Source organism: Hyphomicrobium sp., from assembly GCF_019744875.1.
GTDB lineage: Bacteria > Pseudomonadota > Alphaproteobacteria > Rhizobiales > Hyphomicrobiaceae > Hyphomicrobium_C.
Genome location: NZ_JAIETU010000002.1, coordinates 256181 through 275816 on the forward strand (window position 1 = coordinate 256181; position 19636 = coordinate 275816).

18 protein-coding genes are annotated in these 19636 nt (G+C 65.0%); 5 read left to right on the forward strand and 13 right to left on the reverse strand.

The window, feature by feature from the left end; all coding sequences use genetic code 11:
- Nucleotides 1–12 precede the first annotated feature (12 nt).
- Both K2Y42_RS01300 and K2Y42_RS01305 read right to left on the reverse strand, forming a co-directional pair.
- Entirely contained in the window at nucleotides 13–1782 is a 1770-nt protein-coding gene (locus tag K2Y42_RS01300) for a glucan ABC transporter ATP-binding protein/ permease (protein WP_291147618.1), read from the reverse strand.
- Between the two features lie 107 nt (nucleotides 1783–1889).
- Entirely contained in the window at nucleotides 1890–2330 is a 441-nt protein-coding gene (locus tag K2Y42_RS01305) for a response regulator (RefSeq protein ID WP_291147620.1), read from the reverse strand.
- Nucleotides 2331–2564: 234 nt separating this feature from the next.
- On the opposite strand from K2Y42_RS01305, the gene K2Y42_RS01310 reads away from it, so the two are divergent.
- Together K2Y42_RS01310 and K2Y42_RS01315 are read left to right on the forward strand one after the other, a co-directional pair.
- The gene (locus K2Y42_RS01310; protein ID WP_291147621.1) at nucleotides 2565–3311 is read left to right on the forward strand and encodes a Crp/Fnr family transcriptional regulator; all 747 of its coding nucleotides are present in this window, start codon (nucleotides 2565–2567) and stop codon (nucleotides 3309–3311) included.
- A gap of 82 nt (nucleotides 3312–3393) precedes the next feature.
- On the forward strand, nucleotides 3394–4203 hold the full coding sequence (locus K2Y42_RS01315; protein WP_291147622.1) for a pentapeptide repeat-containing protein: 810 nt from the start codon (nucleotides 3394–3396) through the stop codon (nucleotides 4201–4203).
- Here K2Y42_RS01315 and K2Y42_RS01320 read toward each other — a convergent pair.
- The 4 genes from K2Y42_RS01320 to ettA form a co-directional block, all read right to left on the reverse strand.
- The gene (locus K2Y42_RS01320; RefSeq protein WP_291147624.1) at nucleotides 4188–4592 is read right to left on the reverse strand and encodes a hypothetical protein; all 405 of its coding nucleotides are present in this window, start codon (nucleotides 4590–4592) and stop codon (nucleotides 4188–4190) included. The two genes, K2Y42_RS01315 and K2Y42_RS01320, sit on opposite strands and share 16 nt — an antisense overlap.
- Nucleotides 4593–4649: 57 nt before the next feature.
- Entirely contained in the window at nucleotides 4650–6101 is a 1452-nt protein-coding gene (locus K2Y42_RS01325) for a tetratricopeptide repeat protein (protein WP_291147626.1), read from the reverse strand.
- 473 nt (nucleotides 6102–6574) lie between these two features.
- Nucleotides 6575–6808 (reverse strand): hypothetical protein, encoded by a 234-nt coding sequence (locus tag K2Y42_RS01330; protein WP_291147628.1) that lies wholly within the window; start codon nucleotides 6806–6808, stop codon nucleotides 6575–6577.
- A 160-nt stretch (nucleotides 6809–6968) separates the two neighbouring features.
- Nucleotides 6969–8630: an energy-dependent translational throttle protein EttA gene (gene ettA / locus K2Y42_RS01335; protein ID WP_291147630.1), complete on the reverse strand. Its 1662-nt coding sequence runs from the start codon at nucleotides 8628–8630 to the stop codon at nucleotides 6969–6971.
- A gap of 206 nt (nucleotides 8631–8836) precedes the next feature.
- On the opposite strand from ettA, the gene K2Y42_RS01340 reads away from it, so the two are divergent.
- Complete coding sequence (locus tag K2Y42_RS01340; RefSeq protein ID WP_291147632.1) at nucleotides 8837–9538, forward strand: DUF1003 domain-containing protein; 702 nt, start codon at nucleotides 8837–8839, stop codon at nucleotides 9536–9538.
- A 207-nt stretch (nucleotides 9539–9745) separates the two neighbouring features.
- Nucleotides 9746–10234, forward strand: coding sequence for a cupin domain-containing protein (locus tag K2Y42_RS01345; protein ID WP_291147634.1), 489 nt, complete (start codon nucleotides 9746–9748; stop codon nucleotides 10232–10234).
- Between the two features lie 38 nt (nucleotides 10235–10272).
- Here K2Y42_RS01345 and K2Y42_RS01350 read toward each other — a convergent pair whose 3' ends face one another.
- Nucleotides 10273–11013 carry a CPBP family intramembrane glutamic endopeptidase gene (locus K2Y42_RS01350; RefSeq protein ID WP_291147635.1) on the reverse strand — a complete coding sequence of 247 codons (741 nt, stop codon included), beginning with the start codon at nucleotides 11011–11013 and terminating at the stop codon, nucleotides 10273–10275.
- 37 nt (nucleotides 11014–11050) lie between these two features.
- Nucleotides 11051–12103 carry a mitochondrial fission ELM1 family protein gene (locus tag K2Y42_RS01355; protein WP_291147637.1) on the reverse strand — a complete coding sequence of 351 codons (1053 nt, stop codon included), beginning with the start codon at nucleotides 12101–12103 and terminating at the stop codon, nucleotides 11051–11053.
- A gap of 161 nt (nucleotides 12104–12264) precedes the next feature.
- Here K2Y42_RS01355 and K2Y42_RS01360 point away from each other — a divergent pair, with 161 nt between their 5' ends.
- Entirely contained in the window at nucleotides 12265–12747 is a 483-nt protein-coding gene (locus tag K2Y42_RS01360; protein ID WP_291147639.1) for an Lrp/AsnC family transcriptional regulator, read from the forward strand.
- A gap of 20 nt (nucleotides 12748–12767) precedes the next feature.
- Here the strand turns inward: K2Y42_RS01360 and K2Y42_RS01365 are convergent, their stop codons facing one another.
- The 5 genes from K2Y42_RS01365 to K2Y42_RS01385 form a co-directional block, all read right to left on the reverse strand.
- Nucleotides 12768–14018 carry an MFS transporter gene (locus K2Y42_RS01365; RefSeq protein ID WP_291147640.1) on the reverse strand — a complete coding sequence of 417 codons (1251 nt, stop codon included), beginning with the start codon at nucleotides 14016–14018 and terminating at the stop codon, nucleotides 12768–12770.
- 75 nt (nucleotides 14019–14093) lie between these two features.
- A complete protein-coding gene (gene greA, locus K2Y42_RS01370) occupies nucleotides 14094–14567 on the reverse strand; it encodes a transcription elongation factor GreA (protein ID WP_291150129.1) in 474 nt (157 codons plus the stop codon).
- Nucleotides 14568–14685: 118 nt separating this feature from the next.
- Nucleotides 14686–18063 (reverse strand): carbamoyl-phosphate synthase large subunit, encoded by a 3378-nt coding sequence (carB, locus tag K2Y42_RS01375; protein WP_291147642.1) that lies wholly within the window; start codon nucleotides 18061–18063, stop codon nucleotides 14686–14688.
- Between the two features lie 158 nt (nucleotides 18064–18221).
- Complete coding sequence (locus K2Y42_RS01380; RefSeq protein WP_291147643.1) at nucleotides 18222–18878, reverse strand: hypothetical protein; 657 nt, start codon at nucleotides 18876–18878, stop codon at nucleotides 18222–18224.
- A gap of 99 nt (nucleotides 18879–18977) precedes the next feature.
- A complete protein-coding gene (locus tag K2Y42_RS01385; protein WP_291147644.1) occupies nucleotides 18978–19574 on the reverse strand; it encodes a hypothetical protein in 597 nt (198 codons plus the stop codon).
- Between the last annotated feature and the right edge of the window lie 62 nt (nucleotides 19575–19636).

Here is a 19636-nt window from a genome sequence, read left to right on the forward strand (position 1 = left end):
CTTGAGCGCAAACTAGTGGGCGGCGCTTTCCGCCTCCGCCCCGCCCTCCGCCGCCTTCGGGATCGTGAAGCCGCCCTCCGCCACCATGCGCGCGAAGAGACCCTTTCCGGCCGCGAGCTCCGCAAACCTGCCCCGCTCCACGATGCGTCCCTGGTCGAGCACGAGGATTTCGTCGGCATTGGCGACGGTCGAGAGGCGGTGGGCGATGATGAAGGTCGTGCGGCCGGCGCGCAGGCGATCGAGCGCCCGCTTGATGCGCGCCTCCGTCTCCGCGTCGAGGGCGCTTGTTGCTTCATCGAGCACGAGGATCGGCGCATCTTTCAGGATGGCGCGCGCGATGGCGATGCGCTGGCGCTCGCCGCCCGACAACGCAACGCCGCGCTCGCCGATGACGAAACCATAGCCGTCCGGCTTGCGGGCGATGAAGTCATGCGCTTCCGCCATGCGGGCGGCGTGCTCGACCTCGGCCAGCGTTGCACCCGGCCGGCCGATGGCGATGTTGTCGCCGATCGAGCGATTGAACAGCCCGGCATCCTGGAACACGACGGCGATCTGCTGGCGAACGGATGCGAGGGTCATGTCGGCGATGTCATGGCCGTCGATCAGCACGCGGCCGGCGTCGGGATTGCGCAGGCGCATCAGCAGCGAGGCGGTGGTGGATTTGCCTGAGCCCGTCGGGCCGACGAGCGCCACGGTCTGCCCGGGCTTTGCGCTCAGCGTGAGATCGAAGACGCCCTGCTCGCTCTCGGGAAAGCGGAAGCTCACGCCCTCGTAGCGTACGTCTCCCTTGACCGGCGGGAGTGGCGCGGCGCCGGGACGCTCGGAAATCTCGTCGCGCTCATCGAGCAGCGCAAAGTAGGCCCGCATGATGGGCGCGCGCCGGTGCATCGCCGTGACAAAACCCGAGATCTGGTCGAGCTTGGCGATCAGGAGGCTGGCGAAGCCGACGAACGAGACGATCTCGCCCACCGTCAGCTCGCCGCGACCGGCAAGCACGGCGCCGGTTGCGAAGACGGCGACCATCGTGATGGTCGCGGCGGCGCGCTGCAGCACGGTCAGGATGCCCCACCACGTCAGCACCGGATACTGGGCGGCAAGGAGGTCGCTCATGACGGCGCGCATGGCATCGCTCTCGGCGCGCAGCCGCGCGAAGCTCTGCACCACCGTGACGTTGCCGATCACGTCGCCGACGCGGCCGTAGACCGCCGAGTTGTAGCGTTCGACATTCGCCTGCCCGGTCTTCGTCTTGCGCATGACGAGGGCGTTCATGGCGATGTAGGCGACGGCGAGCACGGCCAGGATGGCTGCCATGCGCGGATCCATGCTGATGGCGGTTGGCACCAGCATCAGCACGCCGGCGACGGCCGTCACCTGCTCGCGCATGGCGCCGAGCCAGAGCCAGAAGAGCGAATCCGTTCCCTGCAAGAGCGAGCGGACGACGGCGCCCGAACCGCGGCTGGCGTGATAGCCCTGCGGCAGGGTGATGGCGCGCTCGAAGGCGTCCGCCATGGCTGCCAGATGACGCCGGTGCGCAAGGCGGTCGGCGAAGACCGCCACCACGACGCTCGCGAGAATGCCGAACAGGCCGAGCGCGGCCCATAGCCCAATTGTCGGGAAGGCCGCTTCTCCGCGCGAGAGCGCATCGACTACGCGGCCGAGCAGGATCGGCTCGGCGAGCTGCACGAAGCCGATCGCGACCGATGCCAGCGCGAGTGTGGCGGCCAGGACCTTTTCCGACGAGAGCTGGGAGAGCGCACGCGTGTAGAGGCGGAAGAGATCCATGCAGGGCGGCGCTCCAGGCGGTCACTCAATCGACCGGGCGCCTAGTCTAATCGTCCGCCCAGCGGGGCGACATGCGTTGTTTCGCGCGTCTTGCAGGACCCCGGCGGCTAAGCGCCGCCGGCGAGGACTTCGCGCAGGGCCTCGATTGTGAAGGGCTTGCTCACGAAGGCCGCGTCGGCGAAGGGAAGCGGGAACGCTTCCCGGTCGCCGTATCCGGTGGCGAAGGCGAACGGCACGCCCAGTGCGGCCAGCCGCTCGGCCACCTCGAAGCCCTTGGTCTGCCCCAGATTGACGTCCAGCAGTCCGAACTCCGGCACCCTGGCGGCGATCATCTCGAGGGCGGCCTCGACCGAATCCGCGCTGCGGACGCTGGCGACGCCAAGCTCAGCCAGCATCTCCTGCGTATCCAGGGCGATCAGGAAATTGTCCTCGACGATGAGCACGTCGGAGGGCACGCGCGGGGTAGGTTCGGGCGCGAACTCGGTGGGGCCCATGACTGGCTCGCCTGATTGGAGGTCTATGTGGAAGACGCGTTCGATGTGGTCCACGGGCCAACTCCTGCTGATAGCCAGGACACCTGCGATGGGTCTTGATTTGTCGCTCGACTTTTGGTCGCCTGGGGATGCCTCACGGAAACAAGTGCAATCGGCGGGAAGGACGTCGTGATGCTCGCAATGGGGTCGCCTGAGCCCACTTCGATGCCGCTACACAATCAGCTCGCGCTCGCGCTGTCTGTTCACTTGTGCACACAATGCCATTCACAGGCGTGTTAGGGTGGCGTGATGGTTCTCGAGCGCAGCCCGTCCATGGGCGATACCGAAGTTTGTGAAAGCAACCTGCTACGCGCTTTGCGGCGCGATGATTTCGCGTTGCTCAGCCCGCATCTCGACGTGACCGAGTGCGAGGCCGGACAGGAGCTTTACAAGCCTGGGGACAACGTCGCGACGGTGTATTTCCCGTGCGGGCCGAGCCTCATCTCCTATCTCGTCACCAACGCGGACGGACGCGACGTCGAAACGATCCTGATCGGGCGCGAGGGGGCCGTCGGGGGCATCGTCAGCTCCGGCAATCTGCCCGCCTACTGCCGCGTCGTCGTCAAGTTCGGCGGGCGGTTCGGGTTCCTGCCGGTGAGCCAGCTCGAGGCAGCAAAGGCGCGTTCTCCGAGCCTGCGCTCCCTGTTTGCGCGCTATGCCGATTGCCTGCTGGCGCAGATTTTCCAATCGACGGCCTGCAACGCCATCCACTCCATCGAGCAGCGCACGGCCAAGTGGATCCTGTCGGCCATGGAGCGCATGGACACCCAGGTCGTGCCGCTCACGCACGAAGAGCTTGCGTCGATGCTCGGCGTGGGGCGCAGCTATACCAGCCGCGTGATCCAGACCTTCAAGGCGGACGGCATTCTGGAAACCCGTCGCGGCTCGCTCGTCGTCAGTGACAAGGACCTGCTCGTCAAGCGCTCGTGCGCCTGCAACGACAGCGTGAAATCGCACTTCGCAGAGGTGCTGCGCGGCGTTTATCCGGACGACTAGGCACCCGGCGGCAGGAGGGATATACCGGTTCCCGGATCGGGCACGGCGGCGCGGTTCAATCGATCGAAAACCGAAGGTGGTGATGATGCGATCCGTGTTCGCCGTTTTGTCTGCTGTTGGCCTCTCTTTTACAGTCCCCGCTCAGCCCGCGCTGGCGCAAGATCTCTGGCAGTATATCGATCTCAACTCGGACGCCTTCACCAAGGCCGATGTCTCGCGCGCGGACGTGGAGGCCGCCATCACGGCCGCGGGGACGGGAGGCCGCGTGGACTTCAGCGGCAAGCAGCTCAACCGGCTCGATCTCTCCGGGCTGGATCTGCATGGCGCCAACCTGCAGGCGGCGCGCCTCAACGGCACGAACCTCACGGGCGCGAACCTCGCAGGCGCGATGCTCGATCAGGCCTGGGGCGTGGATGCCAATCTCACGAGCGCCAATCTCGAAGGCGCGAGCCTCGTCTCCTCGCAATTCCTGCGCGCCAAGCTCGACGGGGCCAACCTCGCGAAGGCGCGCGTGGCGTGCGATCTTTCGCAGGCGAGCCTCGTCGGCGCGCACCTCGACGGCATTAACATGACCGACGGCAAGCCTGCCCGCGACAGCCGCCGCCACCCCTTCATTCTGCGTTCGGCCAAGCTCGACGGCGCGTCCGTGACGAACGCGGGGCTGATCGGCGCCGTGCTCGAATTCGCCTCTCTCAAGGACACGAACCTCTCCGGCAGTGTGCTTGCGGGTGCGGCGCTCTCGGGCGCGGATTTTCACGGCGCGAACGTCGCGAAGACGGATTTCAACGGAGCGGATCTGAGCTCTGCCCACATCGAAGTGCTGGTAGGCCGCGATCAGGCCGTCAACTTCGACAAGGCGCGCAATCTCGACCGGGCCTATTCGGCGCCTTGACGGGGTGGTTCGAAATTCTTGTCGAGCAGATCGATGCCGGCGAGCAGCAGCACCTCGTAGAGCCCCCACAGGCCGACGAAGACCGCGAGCGTGATCGTCCAGATCCGCAGGAAGGCTCGCGTCGGCAGCGGCCGGTCTCCGTGCATCGTCACCGCGAACGCCACTGATGCCGCGAATACGATAACTAGGAGCGACCAGGGCCGCTCGAGAGTGGCAGCCGCCGCGAACGCCGCGAGGTAGGCGGCGAAGTAGGCCACGAACTGCCGCAGCATGGGCGCGCGCTCGCTCGGGTCGTCGCCGTTGAGCCGCGCCTTGAGCGCCAACATCACCACAGTCGCTAACGCTCCGCCGGCCGAAATCGTGAGCGCGACCCAGGTTTCGTTCTGCATGGTGTCGCTCTGGACGTTTCGAACTCGGGGAGACAGACGGAATGAGATGCGACTTGGCTAGAGAACAGCGCCGGACTGTCCCGCGGGATCGCCGGCATTGCGCAGCCAGCCTTGCATCTTTTCGATCATCGGCTTTGCGCCGATCTGCCGGGACAGATCGAGGGCTCTCCGCCAATAGTCGCACGCCTCGGCGAGATTGCCGCGCCTTTCGCTGAGGATGCCGAGGTTGCCGTAGGCGTTGGCCATGCCTACCTTGTCCCCCAGCTCCACGTTGATCGCGAGCCCCTTCCGGTACATCGCTTCGGCCTGCTCGAGATCGTCTCTAATGTCGAACACGATGCCCAAGTTTCCGTAGTGATTGGCGATGCCTTGCTTGTGGCCCAGCTTGGTGTCGATCTCCAGCGCCTTGCGGAACATGGCCTCGGCCGCATCGATCTCGTCGCGCGTCAGGTGGACGTTGCCGAGATTGCCGGTAGAGGTGGCGATGTCCGTCGCGCTGCCAAGCTCCTCATAGAGCGCCAATGCCTTACGATACATCGCCTCCGCCTTGTCGGGCTGCTCACATCTCAAAAAGACGTTGCCGATGTTGGCGTAGGCGTTGGCCATACCGTCCTTGCGGCCGAGCGCCTCGTCGATTGCGAGCGCCTGCCGAAAAGCCGACAGCGCCTTTTCGAAATCGCCACGCGCCGCATGGACGCTGCCGAGGTTTCCCAACTGATTGGCCATGCCAACCTTGTTTCCCAGCTTCTCGTAGATCCGGAGGGCCTCTGTGAGCGAGCGCTCCGCTGCGCTGATCTCGGAACGAGCTATTTGTGAAATGCCGATGTTGCCGATGGCCATGGCAGCGATGGGCAGGTTTCCGCTTTTGTCGGCAAGACCACGAACACGCTCGAAGGACGCGATGGCCTCGCCTGACTTGCCGACGCGCTGCTGGAGATGACCGAGCGCGTTCCAGGCCTCCACATCGTCCGGGTCGAGTTCGGTCGCCTTCGCATAGGCTGCGAGGGCCGCTTTCGTGTCACGCAAAAATGCGAGGGCACCTTTCTGCCGCCACAGCGCGGCCTCCTCCTTCGACTGCCGTTTGCGCGCGGCGGCGTGCTCGGCCAGGAGTGCATCGATGGCCGCTTCGACCGCGGCCGCCGTTTTGTCTTTCAGCGCGCGGCGATTGCCTGCCTTGAGGGCGGTGTCCAGGGCTGCATCCAAGTCGCGGGCCAGGCCGGTGTCTGGCGCTGAAACCGGGTTGCCGCTGTGGGACGGCTGCGATGCCTCCCGGGCCTCCCGGAGGGCCTGCAGCTCCTGGCGAAGCGTTTCGATGTCCTGCTTCGTTGCGCTGCCGCCGCCGCGGATGAGCGCTCCAAGGCCCCAAATGCCGGCAATCGCCGACGTGATGAGACCGATCCAGTCGATGATGTTCTTTGCGCGCTCGTCGGGCCGCCATCCGGTGAGGTGCTCGATCGCGGCCGCGATCCAGTTGCCGAAGTACTCGGCAATGCCAAAGACAAAATCCATGGTGACGCCCCTCACGCCGCACAACGCTTGCGCCACATCGTACCGGAGGGCGGAGATGTGGCAACAGCAAGTTGTCGGATGATTGAGGCCGTTGGCAGGTTGATGCGCTGAAGCACGTCGCGCTTGTTTGTCGGAGCTCCCTAGGGAGTGGACGATATGGATCGGCCAGAGCGCTGCTCAAAAACAATCAATCGCAGCGCGGTGCGGTTGTCGCAATGTCATACGCGAGGCTGCACAGCGGGGCTCTTCCCCGCATGTGCGGCCCACTCGCGTGTGCTAGAGCATTTTCCGATCACACGGCTTCGCGCTAGTCCGCTCGATGAGCACAGCTTGAGACGTGACTGGGCCCTGACCTTCGTCAGGGTGACGGGTTTATTGGTCGCTACGGACCGCTCATTCCACACGTCATCCTGGCGGAGGCCAGGATCCAGCCACCTAGATCCTCTTGCCTACTCCGTCAGATCGGAAATGCACTAGACGCCCTTCATGCACTTCGTCACGAAACTCATCTCGGCGGCGCCGTGCAGGCTCTTGGCCTTGGCGTCGGTCTCGCACTTGGACTTCGCATCCGACGAGCACTTCTTGATGAAGCTCGTCTCGGCCGCGCCGTGCAGGCTTTTCGCGGTCGCCTGCGATTTGCACGTGTCGGCGAATGCCGGCCCGGCGAAAGCGATCATGATGGCGAGCGGGATTGCAAGTCTGGTCATCGTAGCCTCCTTGGCCTTGGTGTTATGAGGCCAGTTCTAATCCCGGAGACCGATGAAGTGCGCTTACTTCGCGCTTACAAATGCGTAAAGCTTGGGTAACGCCGCGCGCGGCGGGCGCTGCCCACCGCGTGCGTTGCTTCGTTTCGTGCGTTCGGCTTCCTTACCGCTCGAAGCGCTTGAACTTGATGCGGTGAGGCTCGACGGAGGCGTCGCCCAGGCGGCGCTTCTTGTCTTCCTCGTAGGCTTCGAAGTTGCCCTCGAACCATTCGACATGGCTGTCGCCTTCGAAGGCCAGGATGTGGGTCGCGAGGCGGTCGAGGAAGAAGCGGTCATGTGAGATGACCACGGCGCAGCCGGGGAAATCTTCGAGTGCCGCTTCGAGCGCGCCGAGCGTTTCGGTGTCGAGGTCGTTGGTCGGCTCGTCGAGCAGCAGCAGGTTGCCGCCCTCCTTCAGCATCTTGGCGAGATGCACGCGGTTGCGCTCGCCGCCCGAGAGCAGCCCGACCTTCTTCTGCTGATCCGGTCCCTTGAAGTTGAACCAGCCGCAATAGGCGCGCGACGACATCTCGCGCTTGTCGCCGAACTTCATGATGTCGAGGCCGCCCGAGATTTCCTCCCACACGGTCTTCTTATCGTCGAGGTGATCGCGGCTCTGGTCGACGTAGGCAAGCTTGACGGTGGGGCCGAGCTTGATGGCGCCGCCGTCCGGCTGCTCCTTGCCGGTCAGCATCTTGAAGAGCGTCGTCTTGCCGGCGCCGTTCGGGCCGATGACGCCGACGATGCCGCCGGGCGGCAGTTTGAAGGTCAGGTTGTCGATCAGCAGGCGATCGCCGAACGCCTTCGACAGGCCGTCGACCTCGACCACCATGTCGCCGAGCCGTGGGCCGGGCGCGATCGAGAACGAGGCCTTGCCCACGTCCTCGCGGCCGGCCTGCTCGACCAGCTTGTCGTAGGCGGAAATACGCGCCTTGGATTTCGCCTGCCGCGCCTTGGGCGAGGAGCGGATCCATTCCAACTCGCGGGCCATCTGCTTCTGGCGGCCTTCCTCGGCGGCCTTTTCGCTCTCGGCGCGCTTGGCCTTCTGCTCGAGCCAGCTCGAGTAGTTGCCCTTCCACGGCACGCCCTGGCCGCGATCAAGCTCCAGCGTCCAGTCGGTGAGGTTGTCGAGGAAGTAGCGGTCGTGCGTCACGAGGATGACGCAGCCCGTGTACTCTTTCAGGAAGTGCTCGAGCCAGGCGACGCTCTCGGCGTCGAGATGGTTGGTCGGTTCGTCGAGCAGCAGGATGTCCGGCTTCGAGAGCAGGAGCCGCGTGAGCGCAACGCGGCGCTTTTCGCCGCCGGAGAGCTTCGTGACGTCGGCATCGCCCGGAGGGCAGCGCAGCGCGTCGAGCGCCTGCTCGACCTGCGTGTCGAGATCCCACAGGTTCAGCGCGTCGATCTGGTCCTGGAGCGCCGTCATCTCGTCGGCGGTCTCTTCGGAGTAGTTGGCCGCGATCTCGTTATAGCGGTCGAGGATCGCCTTCTTCTCCGCCACGCCTTCCATGGCGTTGCCGAGTACGTCCTTGGCGGGATCGAGTTCGGGTTCCTGCGCCAGGTAGCCGACCTTGATGCCGTCGGCGGGCTTTGCCTCACCCAGGAAGTCGTCGACGGTGCCGGCCATGATCTTGAGCAGGGTCGATTTTCCCGCGCCGTTGAGCCCCACGACGCCGATCTTGGCGCCGGGCAGGAACGAGAGCGAGATGTCCTTCAGGACCTGCTTGCCCCCCGGGTATGCCTTGGAGAGCTTGTGCATGTGGTAGACGTACTGGTGGGCCGCAGCCATTAGGGCGCCTCTTCGAATTCGAGGTTTCAGGAGTTGCAGGGGTTTTAGCGGATCGCCTGGGCAATCTCAATGTCTGGGAAAGGCCTGCTCTGGGAAAGGATTGGCTCCGGTCAGGATCTGCGGGCCGGTCTGAAATGCCGCGCCCATTGCGGTTCGCCGGCCTCCACGCCAACTTCCCAGGAAACGCTCCATCCAGAGGCTCGACCATGCACCCCAACGGCAGTTCATCGAACAAGGCGTCCTGCGCCATCACGGGGCGCGACCTGCCGCGCAAGCAGCTCGTGAACCTGGAGACCATCCGCCCGACGCTCGCCGATCTGATCCACCGCGATCATCCGGGCTTGGCGCACGACGCCCTCGTCTCCCGGTCTGAAATTGCCCGGTACCGGACGCGCTATGTCGAGGAGCTGCTGTCGGCGGAGACGGGCGACATCAGCGAGATCGAGCGGCGGGTGGCCGAGAGCCTCGCCACCAACGAGACGCTGGCCGAGAACGTGGAGGAGGAGTTCGAAGAAAAGCGCAGCTTCGGCGAAGTCGTCTCCGACCATCTCGCCTCGTTCGGCGGAAGCTGGATGTTCATCCTGAGCTTCCTCGTGCTGCTCGGCGTGTGGATCGCCTTCAATCTCGCGCGCGGGATCAACTCGTTCGATCCCTACCCGTTCATCCTGCTCAACCTGATCCTGTCGTGCATCGCCGCGCTGCAGGCGCCCGTCATCATGATGAGCCAGAAGCGGCAGGAGGCGAAAGACCGGCTGCGGTCGCTCAACGACTATCAGGTGAACCTCAAGGCGGAGCTTGAGATCCGCCACCTGCACGAAAAACTCGATCACCTGATCAGCAAGCAGTGGCAGCGGCTGGCCGAGATCCAGCAGTTGCAGCTCGAGATCATGCAGGACAGGCGGCGTTAAGAGAGTGGCGACGGTATCAGGAAGGTCGGTGAGATTTCCCCTTCGGCACCCGATTTTGGTCAGTACGCAAAGTTTGAGCAGAGAACGCTCTGCGCCGACGCCGATCACGCGACTTGCGGTTGCCGTCACAAAAAAGTGGCTTCTGCGCACAGGCTCCTGAGACTACAGAACTGACTGCAAGCCCGTTCCAGGAAGGATTCTCAGAAGATGAAGCGGATGCTCAGCGGCGCGGTCGCAGGTCTCATTTTGGCAATCGTCTCGACGCACGCGTTGGCGCAAGGCGATCAAATCGATCGGTTGACCATCTCGAAGATGGAGAACTTCGAACTCTCGGGCATCGCATGGAAGCATGAGGCATTGCTGCCGGGAGCCGCCGAAAGCGCGCTCATCGCCGGAGATCCAAGCAAGCCCGGCGTGTTCATGGCCTACCTCAAGTTCCCGGCAAACTACGAGATCCCTGCGCACACGCATCCATTCGCCGAGGTGGTCACGGTTTTGAAGGGTACGGTTTGGAACGGAATGGGCGATAAGCTCGATCGGCAAAAGGGCGATAAACTCGGAGCCGGATCGAGCTTCACGTTGCCGGCGGGCCATGCCCATTATCTGTGGAACGAGGAAGAGACCATCGTTCTTCTCACTGCGACCGGGCCATGGAACATTACGTACATCAATCCCGCTGACGATCCTCGCAAGTAGGGGTGCGTCCGCTGCCGGCCGAGCTTGCGTTCGCCACCTCAAACGTTCGATACACCGGTGAAGAAGTAGCGGCCGAGGCCGATGGTGAAGATCAGCCAGCCCCAGATCGTGTGCTCGATGAAAACGGCCCAGAAACTGCGCGTCTGCGCATAGCGCGCGGCCAGCACCAGGCCGCCGAGCGTCGTCGCAATGATCGCGAACTGCGAGCCCATGACGATGTGGGCAAAGCCGAACGCCATGCCGTTGACGATCACCGCCAGCCACTTCTGGCCGCCGAACAGCGGCCCGTAGCGGTGGAAAAAGAACGTGCGATAGAGCAGCTCCTGCGCCGCGACCGAGAACACCGGATAGGCGAACATGATGCGCCGGTAGGTCTCCGGCCGGTTGGTCGGAAATTCCAGGAACCAGTCGGGGTGATGCGTCATCACCCAATAGGTTGCATAGCCGCCACCCAGCGCGAAGATGGCGAGCACCGAGAGGGCGTTGCGCCAGGAGATGCGCCGCGTCAACTCGCGGCGGAGCTGGAACGTGCGATCGGCGATCAGCATGACGACGGCGATGGCCAGTACCGGCAGCAGCGCGACGAAGATCGGAATTTTCGTGCCCGGCGGGATGTAGTTCGACAGCAGCGGAATGCGCTCGCCATGCACGGCCCAATACATGCCGATGGGCCCGAGCCCAAACAGGATCGCCATCTCGATCCAGCGCCAGAGGCGCGACGCAAGGGAGAGGTCGCCCTCGGTAGGGAGCGTGCCGCCGGCGGTGATGGGTGCCGTCATGGGAGGGAGGCTCTCGTCGTGGTTTGCGTGTTGGCGATCACGTCAGGCCCGGCAGCATGGCCTTGCGGCGCTGCCAGCGGGTTTCGATCTCGCGGGCGATGGCGGTGGCGGCGTAGAGCGGCGGGTAGCTCCATTGCTCAAGGGTGTGTTCCGCGCCGCCGAAGCGCGTGGGCGCGAGGCGCGTTACGCCTTGGGCGCGCAAAGCGTCGTGAAACGCCGCGAACTTCGGCGCGCCGCCTTCAGGCTCGAAGATGTAAATCGGCCGCCCCGTGGTTGCCGCTTCACCCACCATGTTGACGCTGTCGGCTGTAACGAGGAAAGCATCGGCATGAGCCAGGAATGCGGCGTAGGGATTGGCCCCCTCGCCTTTCCAGAACAGCGCGTCCGCGCCGGCAACGGCATCGTCGAGCGCGGCCACGAGATCCGGCGGCGTGCGGCGCGACACGGTGATCATCAAGCCCGCACCGAGGGCTGCGAGCGAGCGGACCGTTTCGGCAAGGCGCGCGATGGTCTCGGGCGGGTAGCGGTAGCGTTCGTTCGGCCCGCCGATCAGCACCGCGACGCGCGGGGCCTTGAGGCGCGCGATGGCGTCGTGCCCCTGCCCGCGAATTTCGGCAAGGCGGGCCGGTGATAGCGGATGGGGCGCGGTTAGGGTCGAAATCACGTTGGGGCCGCGCCGCTTGTCGTGCTCGGGCACCCAGATCAGGTCGGCGCTGCGGGGGCTCGTCTTCGGGTCCATCATGACGACGGAGTAGGTTTTGAGGCCGGCCCGTTTCCTCAGCGCGCGGAGATAGGGCATCGTCGTGCGCCCGGCCGCGAAGGCGATGTCCGGCCAGGGGGGAGCAAACGTGCTGCCGGGTTGGCCAAAGCGCTCAGACGGCGCAACAGGCCCCCAGGGCGCGAGCGCCTTCCAGAGGCCGGTGGGCGAAATTCGCTTCCATTCGATGGCGAGCCCAAGTGCCTCGGCCACGCCGCGCGTCAGGGCTTCGTGGCCTGCCTTGCCATCGCTGAAAATCCAGGCGCGCGCGCCCGCCAGCGTGGGCGTCGGGCGGTGGCGCGCTGGTTCGCTCGGCGGCGTATCGGTCTGCATTGCGCGATCATCCCTGCCCGGCGCGCCTCTGTCTACTGCGGCATACCCGTCGATCCCGCGATCGCGGTGAAAGGTTTGGCGGAGCATTCCTTTGCATTTGTTGCGCGGCTATTCTAGGTGCCTAGGTCCGGGTTTCGACCGAATTTCTTGAGAGAGCTGCCATGCCCCTTCGCCTGGACGCCGTAGACCGCCGCATCGTGCGCGAACTCATGAGCGACGGCGCGCTCACCAACGTGGCGCTCGCCAAGCGCGTCGGGCTCTCCGCCCCGCCGTGCCTGCGCCGCGTGCGGGCGCTGGAGGATGCCGGCGTGATCCAGGGCTATACGGCGCTGATCGACGAGAAGGCGCTGGGCTTCGAGCTGACCGCCTTCGCCATGGTGGGGCTTCACAACCAGGCGGAGCCCGATCTGCGCGCGTTCGAGAACCGCGTGCTCGGCTGGCCGATGGTGCGGGAAGCACACATGCTCTCTGGCGAGAGCGACTACATCCTGAAATGCGTCGCGCCCGATCTCTCCTCGTTCCAGGAGTTCGTGCTCAAGGAGCTGACGGCGGCGCCGAACGTGGCGAGCGTGAAAACCAATCTCGCCATCCGGCGCGCCAAGCTCGCGCCGGGAGTGCCGATGTCCGCCCGCGACGACGCGTAGGTCCCGATCAGGCGGCGGCCTCAGGTCAGGCGGCGCTTGTTGTAGAGCTCGGGGAAGAACTTCGTCCAAAGCGCGGTGATGGCGAGCGTGCCGACGCCGCCGATGACGACGGCCGGCACGGCGCCGATGAACGCGGCGGTGGTACCGGCGCGAAACTCGCCGACCTCGTTCGAGGCGCCGATGAAGACGCTGTTGACGGCCGTGACGCGGCCGCGCAGTTCGTCGGGCGTTGCGAGCTGGATCAGTGTCGAGCGCACGTTGACGCTCACCATGTCGGCCGCGCCCATGACGAACAGCGCGGGCAGCGACAGCCAGAGCGTCGTCGAGAGACCGAAGACGATGATCGACAGGCCGTAGACGGCGACGGTGGCGAACATCACCTTGCCGGCGTGGTCGCGGATCGGATTGCGGACGAGCCAGGCGACCATGACGAGCGCGCCGACGCCCGCGGCCGAGCGCAGAAAGCCGAGCCCCCAGGGGCCGACCTCGAGCACGTCACGCGCGAACACGGGCAGGAGCGCGGTCGCGCCGCCCAGCAGCACGGCGAACATGTCGAGCGAGATGGCGCCGAGGACGACGGGATTGTTGCGAATGTAGCGGAAGCCCGCCAGCATGGTTTCGATGGAGCGCGGTTCCGACGAGGTCTTTTGCAGCGTGTTCGGGATGAGAATGGTCATCAGGGCCGCGAGCCCGAACAGGACGAACGAGACCGCATAGGGCACGAGCGAGGAGATGCCGTAGAGCAGGCCCCCGATCGCCGGGCCAATCGTGAAGGACGCCTGCATCGCCGAGGAGTTCCAGGCCACGGCGTTGGCGAAGGCTTCGCGCGGCACGATGTTGGCCGCGAGCGATTGCACCGATGGCGTCAGAAACGCCCGCGCGACGCCGAACAGCGTGAGGATGACGAACACAGGCCAGACGTGGCCGTACTGGCCGGGATTGGCGGCGTGGAAAATCCAGAAGCCCGCCAGCGCCGCCACGCAGAGCGCTTCGAGGCCGATGCACAGGGTCATCACGACGCGGCGGTTGTAGCGGTCCGCGACGGTACCGGTGATCAGCACGAAGACGATGGCGGGGGCGAACTGAACCAGACCGACGAGGCCAAGCAGAAAGGGATCGCGCGTCTCGTCGTAAATCTGCCAGCCGACGGCCACCGAGATGATCTGGGTGGCAAAGCCGTTCAGAAACCGCGCCATCCAGTAGAGGCGGAAAGACCTATAGGCGAAGGCCGAGATCGGCTGCGCCGGAGGTCCACTGTCAGGTTCGCTCAAAGGCTGTCACCCGCACGGGGGATGTGAGGACGCGACCGACGCCAGCCCTGGGCTGACGATCCGGCCGGCTCTCGCTCACTTCCACTCGACTTTCAAAACTTCATAGGAGCGCGAGCCCTTGGGCGTCGTCACCTCGGCGGAATCGCCCTTGGACTTGCCGATCAGGGCGCGCGCGATGGGGCTCGAAATCGAGATCTTGCCGTCGCGGACGTTGGCTTCGAGGTCGCCCACGATCTTGTATTTGACCTTCTCGTCGGTGTCCTCGTCGACCAGGGTGACGGTGGCGCCGAACTTGATGGACGTGCCGGACAGCTTCGAAGTGTCGACGACCTCGGCGCGGCCGATCTTGTCCTCCAGCTCCGCGACGCGGGCCTCGTTCATGCCCTGGGCTTCCTTGGCCGCGTGGTATTCCGCGTTCTCGGAGAGGTCGCCGTGCGAACGGGCTTCGGAAATCGCCTGGATGATGCGCGGGCGCTCCTCGGCCTTGAGGCGGTGCAGCTCCGCCTCGAGGGTGTTGAAGCCTTCAACCGTCATCGGGACGCGTTCCATCGACATTTCGCTAAAATCTCCCATCCGGCCCGGCCTAACCGGCCGGCACCAAAACTAGCAACATCCCTGTACGCTTGTGAACCCGGGCGTCACATAACGCCTGACGAGGCGTAAAGTCTCAAACGGCGCGACCGAGATAGACCTGCAGCGGAGCAACGTTGAGAGAATCGGCCTTCAAGGCCTTGATCGCGCGAGTAACCGCGACCGCACCGGCTAAAGTTGTATAATACGGAATGTGGTGAAGCAAGGCCGTGCGCCGGATGTCCTTGCTGTCAGACACAGCTTTGGCGCCCTCGGTGGTGTTGAAAACCAGGGCCACGTCGCCGTTTTTCATCGCGTCCACAATATGCGGACGGCCCTCCAGCACCTTGTTGATCTGGTCGCACGGCACGCCGTGCGCTTCGAGGTGGCGGCGGGTGCCCCGCGTGGCGATGATCTTGAAGCCGAGGTCCACAAGCTCGCGCAGGGGGGCCACGATCCGGTCCTTGTCGCTGTCGCGAACGGAGACGAACACGGTTCCCGATTTCGGCAGCTTCTGGCCGGCGCCGAGTTGGCTCTTGGCGAAGGCGATCGAGAAGTCGCGATCGATGCCCATGACCTCGCCCGTGGAGCGCATCTCGGGTCCGAGAATCGGGTCGACGCCGGGGAAACGGGCGAACGGGAACACGGCTTCCTTTACGGCGACGTGATCGACCTTGACCGGTTTCAGGCCGAAGCTCGCGAGCGGGCGGCCGGCCATGATCTCAGCGGCAATTGCGGCAATCGGAGTGCCGATCACCTTGGCGACGAACGGCACGGTGCGGGACGCGCGCGGATTGACTTCGAGCACGTAGACGGTTTCGCCCTTGATGGCGAACTGAACGTTCATGAGGCCGACAACGCCGAGCGCCAGCGCAAGCTCGCGCGCCTGGCGCTCAAGCTCGGTGACGATGGCGGGCGAGAGAGAGTGCGGCGGCAGCGAGCAAGCGGAGTCGCCCGAGTGGATGCCCGCTTCCTCGATGTGCTCCATGATGCCGGCGACGAAGGTGTCCTTGCCGTCGGACAGGCAGTCGACGTCGACCTCGGTCGCATCAGCGAGATACCGGTCGATGAGCAGCGGACGCTTGGCGGAGACGACCAGCTCGCTCGGCCGGTCGAGGGTTGCCGACAGACGCGAGATGTAGCGGTCGACTTCGGCGCGGTCGTGGACGATTTCCATCGCGCGTCCGCCGAGCACGTAGGACGGGCGGATGACGACGGGGAACGTGATCTGCTCGGCGATGCCGGCCGCCTCTTCCGGCGTGCGGGCGATGCCGCTCTCCGGCTGCTTGAGGCCGAGCTTGTCGATCAGCGCCTTGAAGCGGTCGCGGTCCTCGGCGAGATCGATGGCGTCCGGCGACGTGCCGAGAATGGGCACGCCGGCCTCTTCGAGCGCGCTCGCGAGCTTGAGCGGCGTCTGGCCGCCGAACTGGACGATGACGCCCTTGACGGTGCCGTTCGACTGCTCGGTGTGGATGATCTCGATCACGTCTTCGGCCGTCAGCGGCTCGAAGTAGAGGCGATCGGACGTGTCGTAGTCGGTCGAGACCGTTTCCGGGTTGCAGTTGACCATGATGGTTTCGAATCCGGCCGCGGTGAGCGCGAAGCAGGCATGGCAACAGCAATAGTCGAACTCGATGCCCTGGCCGATGCGGTTCGGACCGCCGCCGAGGATGATGACCTTTTCGCGCGCGGTCGGCTGCGATTCACAGGCCGGAGCCGCATCGCCCGTACCGTCCTCGCCCAGCACAAGGCCGCGCTCGTAGGTGGAGTACATGTAGGCCGTGGGCGAGGCGAACTCGGCGGCGCAGGTATCGATGCGCTTGAAGGCCGGGCGCACACCTGCCGCGCGGCGCGCTTCACGCACCTCGGTTTCGGTCTTGCCGGCGAGCTTGGCGAGACGGGCGTCGGAGAAGCCCATCGACTTGAGCTGGCGGATGTGCTCGGCCGACTTCGGCAGCCCGTGCGCCTTGACGCGGGCTTCGACGTCCAGAATTTCCTCGATGCGGGCGATGAACCACGGATCGATCTTGCATGCGGCGTGAACCTGCTCGGCGTCGAGGCCGAGGCGAAGAGCCTGTGCGACCTTGAGCAGGCGGTCCGGCGTCGGGTGGCCGAGGGCCGCGCGAATGACGTTCTTGTCGTCGCCGGCGCCCAAGCCTTCGAGCTCGATGTCATCGAGGCCGGTGAGGCCCGTTTCCATCGAGCGCAGGGCCTTCTGCAGGCTCTCGCCGAACGTGCGGCCGATGGCCATCGCCTCGCCGACCGAGCGCATGGCGGTGGTGAGCGTCGTGTCGGCGCCCTGGAATTTCTCGAAGGCAAAGCGCGGAATCTTGGTGACGACGTAGTCGATCGACGGCTCGAACGAGGCGGGCGTGGCGCCGCCGGTGATGTCGTTGTCGAGCTCGTCCAGCGTGTAGCCGACGGCAAGGCGGGCTGCGACCTTCGCGATCGGGAAGCCAGTGGCCTTCGACGCAAGCGCGGAAGAGCGCGAGACGCGCGGGTTCATTTCGATGACGACGAGGCGTCCGTCGGCCGGATTGACGGCGAACTGCACGTTCGAGCCGCCGGTCTCCACGCCGATCTCTCGCAGCACCGCAAGCGATGCGTCGCGCATGATCTGGTATTCTTTGTCGGTCAGCGTCAGCGCCGGCGCGACGGTGATCGAATCGCCCGTGTGGACGCCCATCGGATCGATGTTCTCGATCGAGCAGACGATGATGCAGTTGTCCGCCTTGTCGCGGACGACCTCCATCTCGTACTCCTTCCAGCCGATCAGACTTTCGTCGATCAGGATCTGGCCGACGGGCGAGGCGTCGATGCCGGAGCGGGCGATGGTCTCGAATTCTTCGCGGTTGTAAGCAACGCCGCCGCCGGTGCCGCCCATCGTGAAGGCGGGGCGGATGATGGACGGCAGTCCGATCACTTCGAGTCCGCGCATGGCCTCGACGAAGCCTGCCGCCTTGTCGTAGCCGATGACGTTGCCTTCGGCGTCCTTGATCTCCGGCGACGAGGCGATCATGGCGCGCGGGCTTTCGAGGCCGATGCGATCCATGGCGTCGCGGAACAGTTTGCGGTCCTCGGCCATGTCGATCGCCTCGGCGCGCGCGCCGATCAGCTCGACGCCGAGCTTGGCGAGGATGCCCTGCTTGTCGAGGGCGAGCGCCGTGTTGAGCGCGGTCTGGCCGCCCATGGTCGGAAGCAGCACGAGCTTCTCGTTCGGGCGCTGGCGGCGTTCCTCGACGATGATCTTCGCCACGATCTCGGGCGTGATCGGCTCGATATACGTTGCATCAGCCAGCTCAGGATCGGTCATGATCGTGGCCGGGTTCGAATTGACCAGGATGATCCGATATCCCTCGGCCTTCAGGGCCTTGCAGGCCTGAGTGCCCGAATAATCGAACTCGCACGCCTGGCCGATAATGATCGGGCCGGCGCCGATGATGAGGATGGAGTCGATATCTGTGCGTTTTGGCATGGCGAGGCCGGTTCTATTCGACGATGTGAGATTTGGCTATAGGCGAGACGCGACGGCGATCACAGGCTGCCTGCGACATCTGCGAAAGGCCGGACAGCAAACGAGGGCGCCGTGGGGCACCCTCGCTGACCGATCCGTTCGTCTGCCGCAGTCGGCGTCTATTTGACGACGTCTTTTGGCGGTTCGATGACAATCGTGTCGGGATAGGTGTAGACCTCCATGAAGATCGGCTTATCCATGTGGCCAGGGCGGCCGAGCATGCTGCGCGCCGGAAGCCCGGTCTTCGGGTCGAGATAGACCATGCGGATCGCTTCGTTCTTTATCTTTTCTTCCGGCTTCTGGCCGGGCGCGGACGGCGGCGGCTCGTCGAGGCCGCGGTAGCCGCGCAGCTCGCGGCCGTCGATGGTCTCGAGGCCGGTGCATTCGAACTTGCCGACCTCCTGGTAGACCTGGGCGATCGACTTGATCATGAACTGGACGAGCTGATCGGCCTCGTGCGACGGCGACACCTTCCAGCCCTCGCCGTTGTTGGTCCAGGCCTTGTCGCCCACGACGACGCTTTCGACGGGCTTGCCTTCGGTCAGCGGCGTGAGGATCTGGCGCATGCGGTCGGGCGTGGCGTATTCGACCACCATCTTGGCGGGGCCCGCCTCGGTGATCATGCTCGTTTCCTTGCGCAGAAACTTCTGCTTGCCTTGCGAATTGACGCCCAGGGCAACCTCGGTCGAGCAATCTGCAAAGGCCGGCGCGGCGGCGAGCAGGCCAATCGCAGTTGCCATGGCCGCGACGCTGGTGGTGGCGCGCTTCAAACCCATATTCCGTCTTCTCCTGACATCGCGAGCCTTTGGGCCGCGGGCTGCATTTCTTCCCAGTCTTTGCGCCTGAGCCACGCGGCTCGGGCGCATCGGTCCGCTTTAGAGCGGCTTCTCGATCGTGACGTCCTTCGGATAGCTGTAGGCTTCCTTCATCAGCTCTTCCTTGCCGTCGACGGTGCCGACGACGTTGAAGGCCGGGAGCTTCGTTTCGGGGTCGACGTAGATCGTGCGCGCGACCACCTTGCCTTCAACTGTCTCGGGCTCCGTCTGATAGCCGAGCAGTTTCCTGCCTTCGAAATCCACCGGGCCAAGGCATTTGAACGCCACGGACACCCGCGGTGGCGCGAACGTCGTTTTCATATGCGTCGACACGAGCAGCGCCAGCTCCGCTTTCATCTCTTCCCAGGCGCCGGTCGCGTTGGTCCAAGCCTGCTTGCCGATGCCGACCGTCTCGACGCTTTCGGCGCCTGACGTCACCTTGCGATAGATGCGGTCGGGGGGCGCGAAATCGAAGACCTGCGACTGGGTCATGCCGGTGTCGCTCTTGGAGGCGCTTTCGGTGCGCCAGGGGTGCTGGTGCTGCGCGGTGAAAGCGGCCTCGATCTCTGCTTTGGCATCGCACGCCTGGGCACCGGCGGGCGCGACAAGGGGCGCCACCAGGACGGCGAGCGGGACGATCAACAAACGGGTGCGCATTTCGGCTTCTCTTCGTTCGTGCTTCGACTTGGTCCCTCGGACCGGCGGGCATCCTATACGGG

Coding starts and splice junctions, on each gene's coding strand:
- K2Y42_RS01315 (WP_291147622.1), top strand. CDS start 3,394: ATGATGCGATCCGTGTTCGCCGTTTTGTCTGCTGTTGGCCTCTCTTTT.
- K2Y42_RS01320 (WP_291147624.1), bottom strand. CDS start 4,592: ATGCAGAACGAAACCTGGGTCGCGCTCACGATTTCGGCCGGCGGAGCG.
- ettA (WP_291147630.1), bottom strand. CDS start 8,630: ATGGCTGCGGCCCACCAGTACGTCTACCACATGCACAAGCTCTCCAAG.
- K2Y42_RS01345 (WP_291147634.1), top strand. CDS start 9,746: ATGAAGCGGATGCTCAGCGGCGCGGTCGCAGGTCTCATTTTGGCAATC.
- K2Y42_RS01310 (WP_291147621.1), top strand. CDS start 2,565: ATGGTTCTCGAGCGCAGCCCGTCCATGGGCGATACCGAAGTTTGTGAA.
- greA (WP_291150129.1), bottom strand. CDS start 14,567: ATGGAACGCGTCCCGATGACGGTTGAAGGCTTCAACACCCTCGAGGCG.
- K2Y42_RS01350 (WP_291147635.1), bottom strand. CDS start 11,013: ATGACGGCACCCATCACCGCCGGCGGCACGCTCCCTACCGAGGGCGAC.
- K2Y42_RS01360 (WP_291147639.1), top strand. CDS start 12,265: ATGCCCCTTCGCCTGGACGCCGTAGACCGCCGCATCGTGCGCGAACTC.
- K2Y42_RS01355 (WP_291147637.1), bottom strand. CDS start 12,103: ATGCAGACCGATACGCCGCCGAGCGAACCAGCGCGCCACCGCCCGACG.
- K2Y42_RS01340 (WP_291147632.1), top strand. CDS start 8,837: ATGCACCCCAACGGCAGTTCATCGAACAAGGCGTCCTGCGCCATCACG.
- K2Y42_RS01385 (WP_291147644.1), bottom strand. CDS start 19,574: ATGCGCACCCGTTTGTTGATCGTCCCGCTCGCCGTCCTGGTGGCGCCC.
- carB (WP_291147642.1), bottom strand. CDS start 18,063: ATGCCAAAACGCACAGATATCGACTCCATCCTCATCATCGGCGCCGGC.
- K2Y42_RS01300 (WP_291147618.1), bottom strand. CDS start 1,782: ATGGATCTCTTCCGCCTCTACACGCGTGCGCTCTCCCAGCTCTCGTCG.
- K2Y42_RS01380 (WP_291147643.1), bottom strand. CDS start 18,878: ATGGGTTTGAAGCGCGCCACCACCAGCGTCGCGGCCATGGCAACTGCG.
- K2Y42_RS01325 (WP_291147626.1), bottom strand. CDS start 6,101: ATGGATTTTGTCTTTGGCATTGCCGAGTACTTCGGCAACTGGATCGCG.
- K2Y42_RS01330 (WP_291147628.1), bottom strand. CDS start 6,808: ATGACCAGACTTGCAATCCCGCTCGCCATCATGATCGCTTTCGCCGGG.